Raw genomic sequence first — 19,934 nt, forward strand, 5'->3', positions numbered from 1 at the left:
CCCGTGTAGCCTTTCGTCTGCCGTGGGCGAGGGTCGCCTCGCCCCGACACGAAAGGACGACATGACCACTCCCCTGAACTCCGGCCCCGAGCGCATGTTGGGCACGCGCCCCGTCGGACTCGGCCACCCCGTCTACGTGACCGGCGAGATCGGCATCAACCACAACGGTGACGTCGAGAACGCACTCAAGCTCATCGACGCCGCGGTCCACGCCGGCTGCGACGCCGTCAAGTTCCAGAAGCGCACCCCCGAGATCTGCACCCCCCGCGACCAGTGGGACATCGAGCGCGACACCCCGTGGGGCCGCATGACCTACATCGACTATCGCCATCGCGTGGAGTTCGGCGAGGACGAGTACGCGCAGATCGACGCGTACTGCAAGGAGAAGGGGATCGCCTGGTTCGCCTCACCGTGGGACACCGAGGCCGTGGCGTTCCTGGAGAAGTTCGACGTGCCGGCGTACAAGGTGGCGTCGGCGTCGCTGACCGACGACGAGCTGCTGCGGGCGATGCGCGAGACCGGGAAGGCCGTGATCCTGTCGACCGGCATGTCGACGCCGGCCCAGATCCGCCACGCCGTCGAGGTGCTCGGCAGCGCGAACATCATCATGTGCCACGCCACGTCGACCTATCCGGCGAAGGCCGAGGAGCTCAACCTGCGCATGATCCACACGTTGCAGCGCGAGTTCCCGAACGTGCCGATCGGCTATTCGGGTCACGAGACGGGCCTGCAGACCACGCTCGCCGCCGTCGCGCTGGGTGCGGTGTTCGTCGAGCGCCACATCACGCTCGACCGGGCGATGTGGGGCTCCGACCAGGCGGCATCGGTCGAGCCCGGCGGTCTCGAGCGGCTCGTGCGTGACATCCGCGTCATCGAGGCGTCGCTGGGCGACGGGGTGAAGAAGGTCTATGAGGGCGAGCTCGCCGCGATGAAGAAGCTGCGCCGCGTCTCCGGCGTGGTGGCGGACGCCGAGGCCTCGGAGTCCCAGGGCTCCTGACACGATGACGCGCACGCTCGCCCTGGTCGACTCGCCCGCTCAACTACTCAACGCGGTCGAGTGGGCGTACGCCACGGGCGAGCACGCGCGCATCGTCCAGGTCGGCCCGCCCGACCCGACCAACCGGCTGCAGATGCACCGGGTGGGGGAGTTGGCGCGCGCGTCGGGGTTCTCGGTCGGCTGGTGCGAGGCGCGGCTGTCGCGGGTCGGGCAGGTCCGCGCGCTGGGCTCGCTGGCACCGCTGGTGGCGTCGGCGGATCGGGTGGTTCTGGGCGACCCGTACGCGGGGATCGCCCACCTGTTGCTGCATCTTGCTCCGCGCGATGTCGAGGTCGTGGTCGTCGACGACGGCACGGCGACCCTGCACTATGCGCGGCAGTGGGCCTCATCGGCACCGCTGCAGCGCTGGCACCTCGACACGCAGCCGCGGCTGGCGCGCGTGGTCTCGGGGCGGGCACGGAAGCTGTTGGGTGATCGGTCGTCGCGGGTGTCGCTGTTCACCGCGATGCCGGTGGACGTCGACATGCCGCAGCGCAGGAACGCGTACGCCTGGGCGCGCTCGCTGTGGGGGCCGCCCGGACTGTTGGAGTCGACCGACCTGCTCGGCAGTTCGCTGGTCGAGACGGGCGTGGTGGGGGGGTCAGCCTACCTGGCAGGCGTACGCCGGCTCGTCGCCGACCGCGGCGTCGCGCGCTATCTGCCGCATCGCCGGGAGTCACGGGCGAAGCTGGCGGCGATCGCGGCGCTGGGGGTGGAGATCGTACGCCCGGACCTGCCGATGGAGTTGTGGGCGAGGCGGGGGCCGATCGGACGGACGCTGATGAGCTTCCCGTCGACGGTGCTGCACACGCTGCCGCTGGTGCTGGGGGATGCCGGGGTCACGCTGGAGGGGATCGGCGTGGAGGATGCGTGGTTCACAGATGCGGCCGATTCCGTGGCGCGGGGGTTCGTGCGGGGGATCTGATCTGGACGTTCTCCGAGCGAGCCCGAACGTTCTCCGAGCGAGCGCCAGCGAGTCGAGGAGGGGTGTGCGCGCGTCGTGCTTCGGCTGCGCGAGCTTCGGTTCGCGGCTGGGACGCCGGGTCGTGGGTTCTTTGGTCCTGCTTGTTGGCGGCGTCTTCACGCCGCTTCACCGAACTCGCGTCCACCGAGCACGCCGGGCGCCGCACGCACGGGGTCGGAAGGCCGGCCTGACTGGTCTCAGAAGAGCCTCCGCACGGAAATTTTGGGGTGAGTGGCCGCCTGACCGGTCGGGTGGCGACCTGGTGCCGCGTACTCCCGGCATGTGCTCGCCACCCGAGCGGTAAGCAGGGGCGGAATCTCGTTGACCGGCTGCCCGGGTTGCTGCTCGGATGGGACACATGAAGCTGCCTGTCGAGACTCCGCGGATCCACCATGGGCCCGTCTCCCTGCGGGGCTTCGAGGAAGGCGACGTGGATCTGGTGCGCTCGGTCGCCGACGATCCCTACATCCCTCTGGTGACGACGGTGCCGACCAGCGGGAGTGTGGAAGACGCGCTGGCGTACGTGGCTCGGCAACGCAGCCGCACCCTCGACGGGTCGGGGTTCTCGCTCGCGATCACCGACATCGAGACCGGAGCCGCGGTCGGTCAGATCGGTCTGTGGCTGCGGGACATCGGGCAGGGGCGGGCCAGCACGGGCTATTGGATCGCGCCCGAGTTCCGCGGTCATGGCTATCTCCGCGCCGCGCTCGCCGGGCTGTCCGAGATCGCGCTCCACGTCTGGGAGGTGCCGCGCCTGCAGTTGTTCGTCGAGCCCTGGAACGAGGCGTCCTGGCGGGCGGCCGAGGCGTGTGGTTTCGAGCGCGAAGTTCTGCTGCGCTCGTGGCAGGAGATCGGTGGGACTCGCCGCGACATGTACGCGTACGCGCGCCTGGCCGATTCCGCCGCGCCTGACGACCAGCCCCGGCTTCGCCCCGTCGGCTAACCTGACCGCGTGAATTCGCTCACCCTCCTCCCCGCCGTCGACGTCAAGAACGGCCAGGCCGTCCAGCTCGTGCAGGGGGTCGACGGTTCCGAGAAGGTCTTCGGCGACCCGCTCCCCGCCGCCCAGCGCTGGCAGGACGCCGGCGCCGAGTGGCTCCACCTCGTCGACCTCGACGCCGCCTTCGGCAAGGGGTCCAACGCCGAGGTCATCGCCGAGGTGGTCGCCGCCATGGACCTGAACGTCGAACTCTCCGGCGGCATCCGCGACGACGCCTCCCTCGAGCGCGCCCTCGCCACCGGCTGCCGACGGGTCAACATCGGCACGGCCGCGCTCGAGAGCCCCGAGTGGTGCGAGGAGATCATCGCCGCCCACGGCGACCGCATCGCGATCGGCCTCGACGTCAAGGGCGAGAAGCTGGCGGCCCGCGGCTGGACCCGCGAGGGCGGCAACGTGTTCGAGACCCTCGAGCGCCTCGACGCGGCGGGTTGCGCCCGCTATGTCGTCACCGATGTCGCCAGCGACGGCATGTTGTCCGGACCCAACTTCGAGCTGCTCGGCGCGATCTGCGCCCGCACCGACAAGCCCGTGATCGCGTCGGGCGGAGTCTCCACCCTCGACGACGTACGCCAGCTCCGCGGCCTGGTCCCGATCGGCGTCGAGGGCGCGATCATCGGCACCGCGCTCTATGTCGGCAACTTCGCGCTGGCCGACGCGCTCGCCACCGCGCGCGGCGACGCGTGACCCACGCGTGAGCAGCGCCACACCGACGCCCGCGTACGCGGCGGCTGGTCGACCGACCGTGTCGCCACGGTCCCGTCTCCGGTAGTCTGCGCTGGTGCTGAACCAGAGTGACGTGCCCCTGCTCGACGGGCGATTGAAGGACATCCTCGCCGGGAAGTTCGCGGTCCTCACCGGCGTGACGGGCTTCATCGGGGAGCAGATCCTCTGGAAGGTGCTGACCGAGCTGCCCGACACCACGATGGGCGTCCTCGTCCGCCGCAAGGGTGACCAGTCGGCGTACGACCGCATGGTCGAGCTGGTCAACAAGGACATCTTCCGCGACCTGCGCGAGGCCGCCGGCGGCGCCGAGCAGCTGCTCGAGCGCAGCGTCCGCGTGATCGAGGGCGACCTGCCGAACGTGCCCGACCTGCCGGGCGACCTCGATGTCCTCATCCACTGCGCGGGCGACGTCAGCTTCGACCCGCCCATCGACGCGGCGTTCAAGACCAACGTGCTCGGCACGCGGGCGCTGATGACCAAGCTCCTCGAGGCCGTGCCGCCGTCGAGCGGACGCGTGCCCCACTACGTCCACATCTCGACGGCCTACACCGCCGGCCGCCGGCGCGGGCCGATCCCCGAGTCGGCCCACGAGCACGACGTCGACTATGCCGTCGAGACCGAGTGGTCCCTCAAGCTCGCCGAGCGCATCGAGATCGACTCGCGTACGCCGGAGCGCCTCGCCCAGCTGCGTCGCGAGGCCGAGCGCGAGCACAGCCGCGCGGGCTACCTGACCACTGCGGCCGACACCGAGCGCCGCCGCCAGGAATGGGTGGCGGCCGAGCTGGTCACCGCCGGCACCGAGCGCGCCCGCAGCCTCGGGTGGACCGACGCGTACACCTTCGCGAAGGCGATGGGCGAGCGCATCGTCGCCGACCTCGGGCGCGACATCCGCGTGTCGATCGTCCGTCCGGCGATCGTCGAGTCGAGCCTGAAGCACCCCTTCCCGGGGTGGATCGAGGGCTTCAAGATGGCCGAGCCGCTGATCATGGCGTACGGCAAGGGGTCGCTGCCCGAGCTGCCGGCCACGCCCGACGCGGTCATCGACATCGTGCCGTGCGACTACGTCGTGAACGCGATCATCGCGGTGTGCGCCACCGAGCCGGCGATCGGGCGCCCGGAGTTCTTCCACATCAACTCCGGTGCGCGGAACCCGCTGACGTTCCGCGACATGTATCTCCACGTGCGCCAATACTTCACCGACCACCCCTTCGACAACGGTTCCACCAAGGAGCTCCCGCTGTGGAGCTTCCCCGGGGCTGCCCGCGTCGAGCGGGTGCTGACCTGGACCGAGCGCGCGTCCGACGCCGCCGGCCGGGCCCTGGCGATCGCCCCCCGGTCGGCGCGCACGCGCCGCGCCAGCCGTTCGCTGGAGAAGTCGCGCGAGCAGATGGGGTTCCTGCGGCGCTACCTCGCGCTCTACGGCGAATACCTCCGCTCGGAGCTCCACTTCGTCGACGACCACACCCTCGCGCTCCACCGCAGCCTGGACCGGGCCGACGTCGCGGCGTTCGGCTTCGACACCGCCGACATCGACTGGACCGAATACCTGGAGCGCGTCCACTGCCCGTCGGTCACCACCTCGACCCGCGCGCGGATCGCCGAGCGCCGGGCGCGCGGTCCCCGGAAGCCGGTCGCGCTGCCGACGCTCGCGACGGCCCCCCGCGCCCAGAGCCCCTCGACCCCCGCCCACCTGGCCGACGACCCGTCGCGCGTCGTCGCGGTGTTCGACCTCCACGGCACCGTCATGGGCGCCAACGTCATCGAGACCTACCTGTGGGCGCGCCTCGGCGAGGCGTCCGTACGCTCCCGCGCGTCCGAGGTCGTCTCGCTCGCCTCGGCGCTGCCCGACCTCTACCGCACCGAGCGCGCCGACCGCGGCTCGTTCCTGCGCGCCTCCTATCGCCGGTACGCCGGCATGCACCTCGCCGACCTCGAGAAGGCCATCGACGAGAAGCTCGGCGCGAAGCTCACCGCGCGCCTGGTGCCCGACGCCGTACGCCGCATCGAGGAACACCGCGACGCCGGCCACCGCACGATCCTGATGACCGGCGCCATCCGCCCGTTCACGCGTCCCCTGGCCCACCTCTTCGACGAGGTCGTGGCGGCCGACCTGGCCACCGACGCCAACGGTCGCTGCAACGGCTTCCTGACCGGGCCGCCGATGGTGGGGGAGTGGCGTTCGTCGTGGCTGCGCCACTGGGCCGACCGCCGCGGCGTCGACCTCGCGCAGTCGTACGCGTACGCCGACTCGCTCGCCGACCTGCCGCTGCTCTCGGCCGTGGGCCATCCCGTGGCCGTCAATGCCGACCTCGACCTCATGCGGGCGGCCACGGCGCGGAAGTGGGCGGCCGTCGAATGGCCGCGGGCGAACGGTCACTGAGCGTCATGGCACACGTGCTGGACGACGTGACCCCACTCACCTGGCGTCCCGCGAGCGACGACGACCTCGACGCCCTCGCCGACCTGGTGACCGCGACGAACTACGTCGACGAGCCGGCCCAGGTGTTCGGGCTCGAGGACATCAGGGATCACTTCGTCAGCGACGACTCGCCGGTCGCGCGCCTCGTGCTCGGCTGGGAGGCCGACGCGGTGGTCGCGTTCGCGTGGAACACCCCGGCCGCGCCGACCCTGGACCCGGTGCAGGTGAGGCTGGGCGGCGGCGTCCACCCGGCCTACCGCCACCAGGGGATCGGCCGCCAGGTGTTCGCCTGGCAGGTGCACGCGGCCCGGGAGGACTACGTGGTGGCCCACCTGCCCGGGCAGGGCGACCTGCGGCTGGTGGCGTACGCCGACGAGAAGCTGGCCTCCCGGCGCGGCCTCTACGTGCGCAACGGCCTCACGGAGCGTCGCTGGTTCCTCGACCTGCGCTGCGACCTCGCCGAGGCGTCCGACACGCTGGACGCGATTCTCGCGCAGCCGGTGCCCGACGGCATCCGCTTCGTCCCCTGGGACGACGCCTACTGCGAGTCGTGCCGGGAGGCCCACAACGCGGCGTTCGCCGAGCTGTGGCGCGCCCAGCCGGTCACCGAGGACGCCTGGCACGCCCAGACCCGGCGCGAGGCGGCGCGACCAGGCTGGTCCTGGCTCGCGGTCGACGACGACGACCAGGTTGTCGGCTATGCCCTGAACTCCGATGCGACCTCGCCCGGGGACGGGCTCGAGGGGTGGACCGACCGGCTGGGCGTACGCCCGTCCCATCGGGGCGCCGGCATCGCGACCGGCCTGCTGGCGCGCTCGCTCGACTCGTTCCGGCGCGGGGGCGCCGAAACCGGCGGCCTCGGCCTCGACACCCACGGCACCGAGGGCCTCGGCCTGTATCGTTCGGTCGGTTATGCCGCGACCGACACCATCATCGAGTACGCGGCCGACGAGGCGTACGACGACCTCGTCACACGGGAAGACCTCGCACCAGGAAGAAGGGACGGTGACCGATGAGCGGTCATTCCAAGTGGGCGACCACGAAGCACAAGAAGGCGGTCATCGACGCCAAGCGCGGCAAGCTGTTCGCGAAGCTCATCAAGAACGTGGAGGTGGCGGCCCGGCTCGGCGGCGGTGACCCCGCCGGCAACCCGACACTCTATGACGCGATCCAGAAGGCGAAGAAGTCCTCGGTCCCCAACGACAACATCGACCGCGCCGTCAAGCGCGGGTCGGGCGCCGGGGCCGACGCCGTCAACTACGAGACCCTGTTCTACGAGGCCATGGGCCCGGCCGGCGTGGGCATCCTCATCGAGTGCCTCACCGACAACCGCAACCGCTCGGCGTCGGAGGTGCGCGTGGCCGTGACCCGCAACGGCGGATCGATGGCCGACGCCGGTTCGGTGTCGCGCATCTTCCAGCGCAAGGGTGTCGTCGAGGTCGCCAAGGCCCAGAGCGGCAAGGAACTCACCGAGGATGACCTGCTCGAGGCCACCCTCGACGCGGGCGCCGAGGAGGTGCTCGACATGGGCGAGGGCTTCACGATCCAGTGCGACCCGTCCGATGTCGTCGAGGTGCGCAAGGCTGTGCAGGCCGCGGGGCTCGACTACGAGTCGGCCGAAGTGGCGTTCGTCCCCGACTACGACACCGAGGTCGACGCCGAGACCGCCGAGAAGGTCGAGCGCATCATCGACGCGCTGGAGGACTCCGACGACGTCCAGAACGTCTTCGCGAACTTCAACGCGCCGGACGAGGCCTGACACATTTTCCCTCCTCCACCGGCTATGATCCGAACGTCTGTTCGAGGTCGGTGGAGGAGGTGGCGATGCGCGTGCTGGGGATCGACCCGGGGTTGACCCGGTGTGGCTTCGGCGTCGTCGAGGGCCTGCCCGGTCGCGCGCCCGAACTGCTGGCCGTCGGCGTCATCCGCACCGACCCGAACCTCGACAACGCCCGCCGCCTCGTCACCATCGAACGCGAGATCGAGTCGCTCGTCGATCGGTGGCTGCCCGACGTGGTCGCCGTCGAGCGGGTGTTCGCCCAGAACAACCTGCCCACCGTGATGGGCACCGCCCAGGCGTCGGCCGTGGCCATGCTCGTGGGCGCGCGGCGCGGCATCCCGGTCGCCGAGCACACGCCGAGCGAGGTCAAGGCGGCGATCTCCGGCTCCGGCCGCGCCGACAAGCAACAGGTCGGCACGATGGTCGCGCGCGTGCTGCGCCTCGACGGGCCGCCCAGGCCGGCCGACGCCGCCGACGCCGTGGCCCTGGCCATCTGCCAGGTCTGGCGCGGTGGCACCCAGAACCGCCTGGCCGAGGCCGTCGCGCGCCAGTCGCGCACCGCCCACGGCGAGGCCATGGGCCGGGCCGGTGAACTCGCCGCCCGCCAGACCGCCCGCATACGCGCCGCCCAGCTGGCGGCCCAGAACTCGTCGAACGAGAAGCCCGGAAGGACCCGATGATCGCCCACCTCAAGGGGACCGTCACCGCGATCGGCCCCACGTGGGTCGTCGTCGACCTCGCCGGTTTCGGCGTGAAGGCGTCGGTCACGCCCGCCACCGCGACATCTGTACGCCTGGGCCAGCCCACCGAGCTCCAGACGAGCATGGTCGTCCGCGAGGACTCCATGACGCTCTATGGCTTCGCAACCGGTGACGAGCGCGACTGCTTCGAACTCGCGATGTCGGCGTCCGGGGTGGGCCCGAAGATTGCCTTGGCGATGATGTCGGTCCTGAGTCCTGACGAGTTCCGCGCGGCCGTCGCGACCGACGACCACAAGACCCTGACCCGTACGCCGGGCCTCGGCCCCAAGGGCGCCCAGAAGCTGATCCTCGAACTGAAGGACAAGGTCAACGCGCTGGGTCCGGTCACCACCCCGGGCCTGCCGTCGGCCACCGCCACCGAACCGTGGCGCGAACAGGTCGCCCAGGGCCTGCAGGGCCTCGGCTGGTCGGCGAAGGACGCCGAGACGGCCTGCGACCGGGTGGCCCCGTTGGCCGAGACCGAGACGAGCGTCGCGGTCCTCATGCGCGCCGCGCTGCAGTCGCTGGCGAAACGATGACACCGCGTCCGGTGGCAGGATGGCCCGCGTGAGCGAGCACTCCCAGGTCGACCCCCACCCGTTCCCCGACGAGCAGGCCGCCGAGGCCGCGCTGCGGCCGGGGTCGCTGGCCGACTTCCGCGGCCAGCCCCGCGTCGCCGACCAGCTCGGACTCGTGCTCGAAGCCGCCCGCCACCGCGGGGCCGTCGCCGACCACGTGTTGCTCTCGGGGCCCCCCGGGCTCGGCAAGACGACCCTGGCCATGATCGTGGCCTCCGAGATGGGCGCCCCGATCCGCATCTCGTCGGGCCCCGCCATCCAGCACGCCGGCGACCTCGCCGCCATCCTGTCGGGTCTCGTCGAGGGCGAGGTGTTCTTCCTCGACGAGATCCACCGCATGTCGAAGCCCGCCGAGGAAATGCTCTATCTCGCCATGGAGGACTTCCGCGTCGACGTCGTCGTCGGCAAGGGGGCCGGGGCCACCGCGATCCCGCTCGAGATCCCGCCGTTCACGATGGTCGGCGCCACGACCCGCGCGGGTCTCCTGCCCGGACCCCTGCGGGACCGGTTCGGGTTCACCGCCCAGCTCGACTTCTATGAGCCCATCGACCTCGAACGCATCATCGCCCGCTCCGCCGGGGTGCTCGGCGTCCGCATCGACCCCAGGGCGTCGGCCGAGATCGCCCGCCGCTCCCGCGGAACGCCCCGCATCGCGAACCGCCTGCTGCGCCGCGTCCGCGACTATGCCCAGGTGCGGGCCGACGGACTCGTCACGCTCGACCTCGCCAAGGCGGCCCTCGAGCTCTATGAGGTCGACGCGCGCGGCCTCGACCGGCTCGACCGCGGCGTGCTCGACGCACTCTGCCGCAAGTTCGGCGGTGGCCCGGTCGGCCTGTCGACCATTGCGATCTCGGTGGGGGAGGAGCCCGAGACGGTCGAGGAGGTCGCCGAGCCGTTCCTCGTGCGCCAGGGCTTCCTCATGCGTACGCAGCGCGGCCGCGTCGCCACCGAGGCCGGCTGGCGTCACATCGGTCTCACCCCGCCCGCGTCGGCGGCGGGGCCCGACCTGTTCGGCGCCTGACCCGCGTACGACGGGTCCGATCGGCCGCGCGACACCCGGTGCCCGCGGCTTTCTGGGTTTTCGACCTTTCGTAGGTAGACTCCCGCAGTCAGCCCTTCCGGGGACGCCCACGCACGGACATCTGGAGCCATGGATCCCACACCCATCATCTTCATCCTCATCATGGCCGTGGGGATGTGGTTCCTGGTCATCCGCCCCCAGAAGAAGCGCCAGACCGAACACCGCAAGACGGTCGAGTCGGTGCAGCCTGGCGCGCGGGTGATGCTGGCCAGCGGCGTGTACGCGACGATCACGTCGGTGGGGGACACGACCATCCGCGCGGAGATCGCGCCCGGCGTCGAGATCGAGGTCCTCAAGCAGGCGATCGCGGAGATCGTCCCGGCGACCGAGCCGATCACGCCGGCGACCGACGATTCCTTCCCCACCTATTCGGAGTCCGACACCCACCGTCCCGACGCGATCGACGGAGTGACCCGCACCGATCCGGGTGCGGACGGTGCGGGCCGCACCGACAACCCCAAGCCCCCCACGGCGTGAGCGAGAAGGTACGAAGTGGCAAGTAGACATGGAAAGCCGCTGCGCACACTGCTGTTGACGTTCGCCCTCCTGGCGGTCCTCTTCGGCACGATGGCGTGGACCAAGGCCTGGACCCCGAAGCTCGGCCTCGACCTGCGCGGCGGCACGACGATCACCCTCACGGCCGGCAACATGACCGGCGGCGGTGCGCCCACCAAGGAGAGCCTCGACCAGGCGCGCGCGATCATCCAGCAGCGTGTCGACAGCCTCGGCGTCGGCGAGACCGAGGTGACCACGTCGGGCGACCGCCAAGTCATCGTCACCGTGCCGAACGTGCAGCAGGACGAGCTCGTCCGGCTCGTCGGCCAGACCGCCGTCCTGACCTTCCGCGCCGTCGCGATGGTCGATGACGCGGCCCCCATGCCGGCCCCGACCGGCACGCCGCAGGCCAACGCCACGCCGCAGGCCAACGCCACGCCCCAGGCCAGCGGTTCACCGCAGGCCAACCCGACCCAGCCCTCCGCGGCGCCGAGCGGCAACCCGCGTCCGGCCCCGCAGCTGCCGACGGCGCCGCCGAAGCCGCGCGCGACCGCGCCCGGCCAGGGCCTCACCCCCGACAAGGCCCTCACCTGGCAGCCGAGCGAGCAGGACCTCCAGGAGTTCCAGGACTTCACGTGTGACAAGAAATTCCTCGAGATCTCCGACCAGCCGTTGATCGCGTGCGATCGCTCCGGCACACAGAAGCTGCTGCTCGGCCCGGCGCTCATCGAGGGCAAGCAGTTGACGAACGCGTCGGCGGGCGTGCCGCAGAACCAGCTCAACTGGGTCGTCGACCTCGAGTTCAACAGCGAGGGTGCGGCGGCCTTCGAGAAGGCGACCGGCCAGATCGCGACCAAGCAGGAGCCCCAGAACCGCTTCGCGATCGTGCTCGACGGCAAGTCGATCTCGGCGCCGTCGGTCGCGCAGGCCATCGGCGGCGGCCGCGCCCAGATCTCCGGCGGGTTCACCCAACAGTCGGCGACCGAGCTCGCGAACGTGCTGAAATATGGCGCCCTGCCGCTCGCCTTCGAGGTCTCGTCAGTCGACAACGTGTCGGCGACGCTGGGCGGCGAGCAGCTCCGTGCCGGCATCATTGCCGGCATCGTGGGCCTCGGGCTCGTGATCCTCTACAGCTTCCTCTACTACCGGGGCCTCGGCATCGTCGTGGTCGCATCGCTCGCCATCGCCGCCGCGTTCACGTACGCCCTGATGGTGCTGCTCGGCAAGTCGATGGGCTTCGCCCTGAACCTGCCCGGCATCGCCGGCGCCATCGTCGCCATCGGTGTGACCGCAGACTCGTTCATCATCTATTTCGAACGCGTCCGTGACGAGGTCCGCGAGGGCCGCTCGCTGAGGTCGGCGGTCGAGACGGGCTGGCAGAAGGCTCGCTCCACGATCCTCATCGCCGATGCGGTCTCCCTGCTGTCAGCCCTGGTGCTGTTCATCCTCGCCATCGGCGCGGTGAAGGGCTTCGCCTTCACGCTGGGCCTCACCACGCTCATCGACATCGCGATCGTCTTCTGGTTCACCAAGCCGCTGATGTCGCTGCTCGTCCGCACGAAGTTCTTCGGCCAGGGCCACAAGCTGTCCGGCCTCGACGCCGAACACTTCGGCGTGAAGTCGGTGCAGGGCCGCACGGTCCGGCGCGGTGCCACGAGGGCGAGCGCCACGACGGACGCCAAGGAGGCCAAGGCATGAGCAGCACGAAGACCACGGGAGCCACGAAGACCCCGGGATCCGCGGGCTCCAGGCCGTCCTCCACCAAGAAGGACAGCCTGACCCATCGCCTCTACACCGGCCAGATCGCGTACGACTTCGTCAACCGACGCAAGCGCTGGTACGCGATCTCGGCCGCGCTCCTCGCGTTGTCGCTGCTCTCGCTCCTCGTCCGCGGTCTCGACCTCGGCATCGAGTTCAAGGGCGGTGCCGACTTCCAGGCCCCGACGCAGGTCAACTCCCAGACCGTCGACGAGATGCGCTCGGCCGTGGAGAAGGCTGGCGTGCCCAACCTGCACGAGGCCGCCGTCACGACCATCGGCGACCGGACCGTACGCGTCCAGACGCGCACGCTGAACGCCGAGACCGAGGTGCCGAAGCTGCGCCAGGCGATCGCCGAGCAGGTCAACACGACGCCCGACAAGGTCGCCTACAACCTGATCGGCGCCTCGTGGGGCCAACAGATCACCCAGCAGGCCGGCATCGCGCTGGTGGTGTTCCTCGGCCTGGTCATGATCATGATCTGGGCCTACTTCCGCGACCTCAAGATGTCGATCGCCGCCATCGTCGCGCTGCTGCACGACCTGATCATCACCGTCGGCATCTATGCGCTGGTCGGGTTCACAGTGACGCCCGCGACCCTGATCGGCATGCTGACGATCCTCGGCTATTCGCTCTATGACACCGTCGTCGTGTTCGACAAGGTGCGCGAGAACGTCAAGGACCTCACCAAGACCCGCCGCACCTATTCGGAGGCGGCCAACGACGCCGTCAACCAGGTGCTCGTGCGTTCGCTGAACACGACCATCATCGGCGTGCTCCCGGTCGCCGCGCTGCTGGTTGCGGGCTGGTTCATCCTCGGCACGGGTCCGCTGAAGGACCTCGGGCTCGCCCTGTTCGTCGGCATGATCGCGGGCGCATACTCGTCGGTCTTCATCGCGACCCCGCTGCTGGTCGACATGAAGGAGCGGGAGCCCGCGATGCGCGAGCACCGCGAGCGCATCCAGCGCAGGCAGACCCGCCGTCGCCGCACGGGGGACGCGACGACCGAGGACGTCTCGGAGCCGACCAACGAGGAGCTGGCCGCGGCCGACGACGAAGCGAGGGGCGGCGACGCCGAGGAGACGACGCGCTCCCGCACCGTCGTCACCACCGCGCGCGTCACGCCGACCCGCACCGTCGCCACGACCGACGACGACACCCCGCGTACGCAGCCCCGCAACCAGACGCGCAGCCAGCGGAGGAAGTGAGTCGATGCCCCAGCAGACCCGTTCCGAGGTCAACCGCGAGCTCGTCGCCGGCCTGATCCGCGACGTCCCCGACTTCCCGAAGCCGGGGGTGGTGTTCAAGGACATCACGCCGCTGCTGTCGCACCCCCGCGGGTTCGCCGCGTCGATCGTCGAGCTGACGCGCGTCTCGCCGCCCGACATCGACATCGTGGTCGGCATGGAGGCGCGCGGGTTCATCTTCGCCGCCCCCGTCGCGCTCGCGCTGCACGCGGGCTTCGTGCCCGTGCGCAAGCCCGGCAAGCTGCCCGGGAAGGTCCACGAGCAGTCGTTCTCGCTCGAATACGGCCACGAGACGCTCACGGTCCACACCGACGCGGTCGTGCCCGGAGCCCGGGTGCTCGTGGTGGACGACGTGCTCGCCACGGGTGGCACGATCGCGGCCACCGCCGGCCTGCTGCAGAAGCTTGGCGCGGAGCTCGTCCACGTGTCGGTGCTGATGGAGCTTGAGTTCCTGGGCGCCCGCAAACTCCTGGCCGACCAGGGCATCGACTCGGTCGCCTCGGTGCTGCAGGTGTCGTGAGCACCCTGCTGCCCGAACCGGGCCGGAAGAAGGAACACTCGAGCGTCCTCGTGTCGCTGCCGACGGCGCGCACGACGGCCGCGAGCGAACTCCTGCTCCGCGCCATGGTCGGGGTCGGCCTGCTGGCCATCACCACCCTGATCGTCTGGCTCGACGGGGACGCATACGTCGACAACGTCAACAAGGACGGCATCAGCCTGATCGATGCCATCTACTACTCGACGGTGACGGTCACGACGACGGGCTACGGCGACATCACCCCGCAGGCCCAGCACGCCCGCATCATCAACGCCCTGGTCATCACGCCGCTCCGCATCATCTTCCTGGTCCTGTTGGTCGGCACGACCCTCGAGGTCCTCGCCAACGAGGGCCGCCGCGCGCTGCTCGACAACCGATGGAGGAAACGCATGCGCAACCACGTCGTCGTCGTGGGCTATGGGACGAAGGGCCGCAGCGCCGTCTCGACCCTGATGCGCCACGACCAGAACATGGAGAAGATGGTCGTCATCGACGGCCGTTCCTCCGCCGTGGCCGACGCCAATGCCGACGGGGTCGCCGCCATCGAGGGTGACGCGACCCGCCGCGACGTGCTGCGACGCGCCGAGATCGCCAAGGCACGCGAGGTGATCATCACCCTCGACCGCGACGACTCCGCGATCCTGACGACGCTGACAGTGCGCCAGCTGAACCCGACCGCCCACGTCGTGGTCGCCGTCCGCGAGCACGAGAACGCCCCGCTGCTGCGCCAGTCGGGCGCCGACTCCGTCGTCACCTCGTCCGACGCGGTGGGTCGCCTGCTCGGCCTGTCGGCGGTCTCGCCGAACATCGGCACCGCCATCGAGGACCTGCTGACCTCCGGCGAGGGCCTGGAGGTCGCCGAGCGCCAGGTCACCGCCGCCGAGGTGGGCAACGGGCCCGGCGACATCGTGGGGGAGCGCGTCATCGCCGTCGTGCGCAACAAGACCATGCGCCGCTACTACGACCCCACCGTCGCGCGCCTGGAGACCGGCGACGACATCGTCGTGGTCCGCCGCAGCGAGGTCGAGCGCGGCGGACGCGAGACCTCCGAACGCGCCCAGCAGCCGATGCGTACGCATGGCCGCGGCGTACGCCTCGACGACGGCGACTGAGCGCCGTTTCCCCGGCTAGACTGGTCCGTACGCCCGGATTCGCCATGATCCGACGTTTCGCCACGACCGACCCCGGCGTACCGATCCGAGAGGTGACCACGTGACCGACGCGAGGCAGCCGATTCCGCCCGCCAGCCTCGACCGGTTCGCCAGCGGGCCGGAGCAGCCGCGCATGTCCATGCGCCACCGCCTCGCGCGCATCGGCGCCCCTCGCCAGCCCCAGGCCGTCGTCCTCGACCCGCTGTTCAAGGTCGTCCGCGCGAACCACCCGAAGGCCGACACCGCCGTCATCGAGCGGGCCTATCGCACCGCGGAGCACTACCACCGCGGCCAGTTGCGCAAGTCGGGCGATCCCTACATCACCCACCCGCTGGCCGTCACCACGATCCTGGCCGAGCTCGGCATGACCGAGACGACGCTGTGCGCGGCACTGCTCCACGACACCGTGGAGGACACCTCCTACACGCTGGAGCAGCTGACGGCCGACTTCGGGCCCGAGGTCGCCGGCATGGTCGACGGCGTCACCAAGCTCGACAAGCTGACCTACGGTGAGTCGGCCCAGGCCGAGACCATCCGCAAGATGGTCATCGCGATGGCGCGCGACATCCGGGTGCTCGTCATCAAGCTCGCCGACCGGCTCCACAACATGCGTACGCTGCACTTCCTGCGTCCCGACAAGCAGAGCCGCATCGCGCGCGAGACCATCGACATCTTCGCGCCGCTGGCCCACCGCCTCGGCATGAACGCGGTGAAGTGGGAACTCGAAGACCTGTCCTTCTCGATCCTCGAGCCGAAGATCTATGACGAGATCGTCCAGCTGGTGGCCGAACGCGCGCCGTCGCGCGAGGCCTTCCTGCGCAAGGTGACGGAGCAGGTCAACGCCGACCTCAAGGCGGCCCGCATCCGCGCGACCGTCCACGGGCGGCCGAAGCACTACTACTCGATCTATCAGAAGATGGTCGTCCGCGGCCGCGACTTCTCCGACATCTACGACCTCGTGGCGTTGCGCATCCTCGTCGACACGCCGCGCGACTGCTACGCCGCGCTCGGCGTGATGCACGTCCGCTGGAATCCCCTGCCGGGGCGGTTCAAGGACTACATCGCGATGCCGAAGTTCAACATGTACCAGTCGCTCCACACCACCGTGCTCGGCCCCGAGGGCAAGCCGGTGGAGCTGCAGATCCGCACCTTCGACATGCACCGGCGGGCCGAGTACGGCGTCGCGGCCCACTGGAAATACAAGGAGCAGCAGAAGGGCCAGCCGCCGGCGATGGGCGACGGGCCGGTCAACGCCGACGGCTCCGACCTGTCGTGGGTGCGCTCGCTGACGGAATGGCAGAAGGAGACCTCCGATCCCGGGGAGTTCCTCGACTCGCTGCGCTACGAGATCAACAGCGGTGAGGTGTTCGTCTTCACGCCGAAGGGCGACGTCGTGGCGCTCCCGCAGGGCTCGACGCCGGTCGACTTCGCGTACGCGATCCACACCGAGGTGGGCCAGCGCTGCATCGGCGCGCGCGTCAACGGCCGCCTCATCCCGCTCGAGTCGGCGCTGAGCAACGGCGACATGGTGGACGTGCTGACCTCGAAGGCCGAAGGCGCCGGCCCGTCACGCGACTGGCTGAACTTCGTGAAGTCGCCGCGAGCGCGCAACAAGATCAAGCAATACTTCACGCGCGAGCGCCGCGAGGAGTCGATCGAGCACGGCAAGGAGCAGCTCGCGAAGCAGGTCCGCAAGGCCGGGCTGCCGATGCAGCGCTTCCTCACCCTCGAACACCTGACCGCGGTCGCCAACCATTTCCACGTGGCCGACGTCGCCGGCCTGTACGCGGCCGTGGGCGAGGGCGCCGTCAGCGCCCAGGCCGTCGTGGCGCGCCTCATCACGATCGAGGGCGGGGAGGAGCAGGCGGTCGAGACCGCCGCCGAGGACCGCCCCCTGACCCACCGGCGTCCTTCGGCCGGGGCGAACGGCACCGGCGTGGCTGTGCACGGCGACGCCGACCTGTGGGTCAAGCTGGCGCGCTGCTGTACGCCGGTCCCCGGCGACGAGATCCTGGGCTTCATCACGCGCGGTTCGGGGGTGTCGGTGCACCGCACCGACTGCACGAACGCGTCGTCGCTGGAGGCGACGCCCGAGCGGCTCGTCGACGTCGAATGGGCGCCGACGGCGGCCTCGACGTTCCTGGTCAACATCCAGGTCGAGGGGCTCGACCGCCAGGCGTTGCTGTCCGACGTGACGCGCGCGGTCTCCGACCACCACGTCAACATCCTGTCGGCCAGCATGACTACGGGTCGCAACCGGGTGTTCAAGGCCCAACTGACGTTCGAGACGCCCGACCCGAAGCACCTCGACGCGCTGCTGCGCGCGGTGCTCCGGGTGCCGGGCGTCTATGACGCCTATCGGGTGAAGGGCTGAGGCGAGGCGGTCAGCCGCTGAACTCCGCCGCCGCCTTCTGCGCGGTCTCCAGCCAGGTGCGGTAGGTCTCGGCCGCCTCGCGGTGCTTCTTCGCGTCGCGCTCCTTGCCCGCGGCCTCGGCCTTGGCGGCCTTCTCCTCGAGCTGGGCGATCTGGGCCTCGAGCTTCGACACCGTGTCGTTGGCGCGCTCGCGGGCCTGCGGGTCGGTGCGGCGCCACTGCTCGTCCTCGGCCCCGCGTACGGCCTGTTCGAGTTTCTTCACGCGGGCGTCGATCGTGCGGATCGCGTCGCGGGGCACCTTGCCGAGCTCGCCGAACTTCTCGAGGAACTCGCGGAACGCCTGCTTCGAGGCCTCGATGTCGGTGACCGGGATGATCTTCGGCTCGTACTCGTCGAGGAGGGCCTCCTTCGCGTCCTGGTTGCCCTTGAACTCGGCGTCCTGCTCGTTCATCGCGGCCGAGCGGGCGGCGAAGAACTCGTCCTGGATGCCGCGGAACTGCTGCCACAGCTTCTCGTCGACGTCCCGCGGCGCCGGGCCGGCGTCCTTCCAGCGGGCCATCAGGTCGCGGTAGGCGCCCGCGGTCGGGCCCCACTCGGTCGAGGTCTTGAGCGCCTCGGCCTCGGCGATGATCTTCTCCTTGACCGACTTCGCGCCCTCGCGCTGCGTCGCCTGCTCGGCGAACTGGGACTTGCGGCGTCGCGTGTACTGCGTCCGAGCCGTGGAGAACCGGTGCCACAGGGCGTCGTCGGTCTGGCGGTCGATGCGGGGGAGCGCCTTCCACTCGTCCAGCAGCGCGCGGAACCGGTTCACGCCGCCGCGCCAGTCGTTGCCGGCGGCGAGCTTCTCGGCCTCGGCGACCATCTTCTCCTTGGTCGCCTTCGTCTCCTCGTTCTGCTGCGCGCGGGCGGCCCGGCGTGCCTCGGTCTGCTCGGCGATGGCGGGCGCGAGGGCCTCGAGCCGCGCCTCGAGGCCGGCGAGGTCGCCGACGGCGTTGGCCTCGGGCAGCGTGCCCTTCAGGTGGGCGACCGCCTTGCGGGCCTCGTCCGGCGAGGCGGTGCCGGCCTTGATGCGGGCCTCCAGCAGGGTCACCTCCGTCGCTAGGTTCTCGAAGCGGCGGACATAGAAGGCCAGGGCCTCCTCGGGCGTCGCGTCGGGCACCTGGCCCACCGCGCGCTCGGCGTCTGCGGTCTTCACATAGACGGTGCCGTCCTCTGCGACCCGCCCGAAGGATGCGGGACCTGCTGCGTCAGTCATGCGCCCCATCTTGCCCCATGGCGGGCAACCGTGTCGCATGGTGGACGACCGAGGCGTGGTCGAACCGAGGTGGGTGTCCGTTGTCGGGTTGACTGACCGCATGATCCGCCGCCTCACCCAGCTCTATGTCGGACTCGTCGGCTATGGCCTTTCCCTGGCCATGATCGTGCGCGCCCGGCTGGGGCTGGACCCGTGGGACGTGCTCCATCAGGGCATCTCCCACCACACCGGCCAGCGGATCGGCACCGTCCTCATCGTCGTGTCGATCGTGGTCCTGCTTGCCTGGATCCCCCTGCGGCAGCGGCCCGGGCTCGGCACCATCTCGAACGCGCTGCTCGTCGGGGTGTTCATGAACATCGCGCTGGATTGGATGCCCGAGGTGACGGGCCGCGACGCCGGCACCTGGGTCCTGCGCGGGCTGCTGCTGGTCGGCGGGGTCGTCCTCAACGGGATCGCGACCGCCGCCTACATCGGTGCGCGCTTCGGCCCGGGCCCGCGGGACGGGCTGATGACCGGCCTGCATCACCGCACGGGGCGCTCGATCCGCACGGTGCGGACAGCGATCGAGCTGATCGTGCTGGCGGCCGGGTGGGCGCTGGGCGGCAGCATCGGGGTCGGCACGGTCGCCTACGCGCTCGGGATCGGGCCGGTCGCCCACGCGTTCATGCCGCTGCTGCACATCACGGATCCGGGCGCTGCCGACGGCGAGGCCGCTCCGGATCCGGCGTGAGTGCGACTTTTCGCTCATCAGTGCCGACCTCGCGGCCTGAAATCGGTTCGAGATCGTCACTGGCG

At 70.4% G+C, this 19,934-nt stretch carries 18 protein-coding genes; 17 read left to right on the forward strand and 1 reads right to left on the reverse strand.

The window, feature by feature from the left end; translation table 11 throughout:
- The first annotated feature begins 61 nt into the window (after window positions 1-61).
- From ACYVAG_RS07680 to ACYVAG_RS07755, 16 genes are all read left to right on the forward strand, one after another.
- Window positions 62-997: an N-acetylneuraminate synthase family protein gene (locus ACYVAG_RS07680; protein WP_460768499.1), complete on the forward strand. Its 936-nt coding sequence runs from the start codon at window positions 62-64 to the stop codon at window positions 995-997.
- Window positions 998-1,001: 4 nt separating this feature from the next.
- Window positions 1,002-1,961 carry a hypothetical protein gene (locus tag ACYVAG_RS07685; protein ID WP_460768501.1) on the forward strand — a complete coding sequence of 320 codons (960 nt, stop codon included), beginning with the start codon at window positions 1,002-1,004 and terminating at the stop codon, window positions 1,959-1,961.
- A 397-nt stretch (window positions 1,962-2,358) separates the two neighbouring features.
- Window positions 2,359-2,943, forward strand: a complete 585-nt coding sequence (locus tag ACYVAG_RS07690) for a GNAT family N-acetyltransferase (RefSeq protein WP_460768503.1) — start codon at window positions 2,359-2,361, stop codon at window positions 2,941-2,943.
- 9 nt (window positions 2,944-2,952) lie between these two features.
- Complete coding sequence (gene priA, locus ACYVAG_RS07695) at window positions 2,953-3,684, forward strand: bifunctional 1-(5-phosphoribosyl)-5-((5-phosphoribosylamino)methylideneamino)imidazole-4-carboxamide isomerase/phosphoribosylanthranilate isomerase PriA (RefSeq protein WP_460768504.1); 732 nt, start codon at window positions 2,953-2,955, stop codon at window positions 3,682-3,684.
- A gap of 94 nt (window positions 3,685-3,778) precedes the next feature.
- The gene (locus tag ACYVAG_RS07700) at window positions 3,779-6,103 is read left to right on the forward strand and encodes an HAD-IB family hydrolase (protein WP_460768506.1); all 2,325 of its coding nucleotides are present in this window, start codon (window positions 3,779-3,781) and stop codon (window positions 6,101-6,103) included.
- A 5-nt stretch (window positions 6,104-6,108) separates the two neighbouring features.
- Window positions 6,109-7,158 carry a GNAT family N-acetyltransferase gene (locus ACYVAG_RS07705; protein WP_460768507.1) on the forward strand — a complete coding sequence of 350 codons (1,050 nt, stop codon included), beginning with the start codon at window positions 6,109-6,111 and terminating at the stop codon, window positions 7,156-7,158.
- On the forward strand, window positions 7,155-7,901 hold the full coding sequence (locus ACYVAG_RS07710) for a YebC/PmpR family DNA-binding transcriptional regulator (protein ID WP_460768508.1): 747 nt from the start codon (window positions 7,155-7,157) through the stop codon (window positions 7,899-7,901). Before ACYVAG_RS07705 ends, ACYVAG_RS07710 begins: the two co-directional genes overlap by 4 nt.
- A gap of 74 nt (window positions 7,902-7,975) precedes the next feature.
- Window positions 7,976-8,602 carry a crossover junction endodeoxyribonuclease RuvC gene (gene ruvC, locus ACYVAG_RS07715; RefSeq protein ID WP_460768659.1) on the forward strand — a complete coding sequence of 209 codons (627 nt, stop codon included), beginning with the start codon at window positions 7,976-7,978 and terminating at the stop codon, window positions 8,600-8,602.
- Window positions 8,599-9,201, forward strand: a complete 603-nt coding sequence (ruvA, locus tag ACYVAG_RS07720; protein ID WP_460768510.1) for a Holliday junction branch migration protein RuvA — start codon at window positions 8,599-8,601, stop codon at window positions 9,199-9,201. Before ruvC ends, ruvA begins: the two co-directional genes overlap by 4 nt.
- A gap of 19 nt (window positions 9,202-9,220) precedes the next feature.
- Window positions 9,221-10,261: a Holliday junction branch migration DNA helicase RuvB gene (gene ruvB, locus ACYVAG_RS07725; protein ID WP_460768511.1), complete on the forward strand. Its 1,041-nt coding sequence runs from the start codon at window positions 9,221-9,223 to the stop codon at window positions 10,259-10,261.
- Between the two features lie 129 nt (window positions 10,262-10,390).
- Entirely contained in the window at window positions 10,391-10,798 is a 408-nt protein-coding gene (yajC, locus tag ACYVAG_RS07730) for a preprotein translocase subunit YajC (RefSeq protein ID WP_460768513.1), read from the forward strand.
- A gap of 90 nt (window positions 10,799-10,888) precedes the next feature.
- A complete protein-coding gene (gene secD / locus ACYVAG_RS07735) occupies window positions 10,889-12,514 on the forward strand; it encodes a protein translocase subunit SecD (protein WP_460768661.1) in 1,626 nt (541 codons plus the stop codon).
- Entirely contained in the window at window positions 12,511-13,782 is a 1,272-nt protein-coding gene (gene secF, locus ACYVAG_RS07740; RefSeq protein ID WP_460768514.1) for a protein translocase subunit SecF, read from the forward strand. Before secD ends, secF begins: the two co-directional genes overlap by 4 nt.
- A 4-nt stretch (window positions 13,783-13,786) precedes the next feature.
- Window positions 13,787-14,341, forward strand: a complete 555-nt coding sequence (locus ACYVAG_RS07745) for an adenine phosphoribosyltransferase (RefSeq protein ID WP_460768515.1) — start codon at window positions 13,787-13,789, stop codon at window positions 14,339-14,341.
- Entirely contained in the window at window positions 14,338-15,471 is a 1,134-nt protein-coding gene (locus ACYVAG_RS07750) for a potassium channel family protein (protein ID WP_460768517.1), read from the forward strand. Before ACYVAG_RS07745 ends, ACYVAG_RS07750 begins: the two co-directional genes overlap by 4 nt.
- Window positions 15,472-15,643: 172 nt before the next feature.
- Window positions 15,644-17,884: a RelA/SpoT family protein gene (locus ACYVAG_RS07755; RefSeq protein ID WP_460768663.1), complete on the forward strand. Its 2,241-nt coding sequence runs from the start codon at window positions 15,644-15,646 to the stop codon at window positions 17,882-17,884.
- A 10-nt stretch (window positions 17,885-17,894) separates the two neighbouring features.
- Here the strand turns inward: ACYVAG_RS07755 and ACYVAG_RS07760 are convergent, their stop codons facing one another.
- Entirely contained in the window at window positions 17,895-19,139 is a 1,245-nt protein-coding gene (locus ACYVAG_RS07760; protein ID WP_460768518.1) for a DUF349 domain-containing protein, read from the reverse strand.
- 100 nt (window positions 19,140-19,239) lie between these two features.
- On the opposite strand from ACYVAG_RS07760, the gene yczE reads away from it, so the two are divergent.
- Window positions 19,240-19,869 (forward strand): membrane protein YczE, encoded by a 630-nt coding sequence (gene yczE / locus ACYVAG_RS07765; protein ID WP_460768520.1) that lies wholly within the window; start codon window positions 19,240-19,242, stop codon window positions 19,867-19,869.
- Window positions 19,870-19,934: the final 65 nt, after the last annotated feature.

It is taken from the genome of Mariniluteicoccus flavus, assembly GCF_054776655.1.

Excerpts from the sequence above, each read along its gene's own strand:
- ACYVAG_RS07755 (WP_460768663.1), top strand. The coding sequence starts at position 15,644 with ATGTCCATGCGCCACCGCCTCGCGCGCATCGGCGCCCCTCGCCAGCCC.
- ACYVAG_RS07745 (WP_460768515.1), top strand. The coding sequence starts at position 13,787 with ATGCCCCAGCAGACCCGTTCCGAGGTCAACCGCGAGCTCGTCGCCGGC.
- ruvB (WP_460768511.1), top strand. The coding sequence starts at position 9,221 with ATGGCCCGCGTGAGCGAGCACTCCCAGGTCGACCCCCACCCGTTCCCC.
- ACYVAG_RS07685 (WP_460768501.1), top strand. The coding sequence starts at position 1,002 with ATGACGCGCACGCTCGCCCTGGTCGACTCGCCCGCTCAACTACTCAAC.
- secF (WP_460768514.1), top strand. The coding sequence starts at position 12,511 with ATGAGCAGCACGAAGACCACGGGAGCCACGAAGACCCCGGGATCCGCG.
- ACYVAG_RS07680 (WP_460768499.1), top strand. The coding sequence starts at position 62 with ATGACCACTCCCCTGAACTCCGGCCCCGAGCGCATGTTGGGCACGCGC.
- secD (WP_460768661.1), top strand. The coding sequence starts at position 10,889 with ATGGCGTGGACCAAGGCCTGGACCCCGAAGCTCGGCCTCGACCTGCGC.
- ACYVAG_RS07710 (WP_460768508.1), top strand. The coding sequence starts at position 7,155 with ATGAGCGGTCATTCCAAGTGGGCGACCACGAAGCACAAGAAGGCGGTC.
- ACYVAG_RS07705 (WP_460768507.1), top strand. The coding sequence starts at position 6,109 with ATGGCACACGTGCTGGACGACGTGACCCCACTCACCTGGCGTCCCGCG.
- yajC (WP_460768513.1), top strand. The coding sequence starts at position 10,391 with ATGGATCCCACACCCATCATCTTCATCCTCATCATGGCCGTGGGGATG.
- ruvA (WP_460768510.1), top strand. The coding sequence starts at position 8,599 with ATGATCGCCCACCTCAAGGGGACCGTCACCGCGATCGGCCCCACGTGG.
- ACYVAG_RS07760 (WP_460768518.1), bottom strand. The coding sequence starts at position 19,139 with ATGACTGACGCAGCAGGTCCCGCATCCTTCGGGCGGGTCGCAGAGGAC.
- ACYVAG_RS07690 (WP_460768503.1), top strand. The coding sequence starts at position 2,359 with ATGAAGCTGCCTGTCGAGACTCCGCGGATCCACCATGGGCCCGTCTCC.
- yczE (WP_460768520.1), top strand. The coding sequence starts at position 19,240 with ATGATCCGCCGCCTCACCCAGCTCTATGTCGGACTCGTCGGCTATGGC.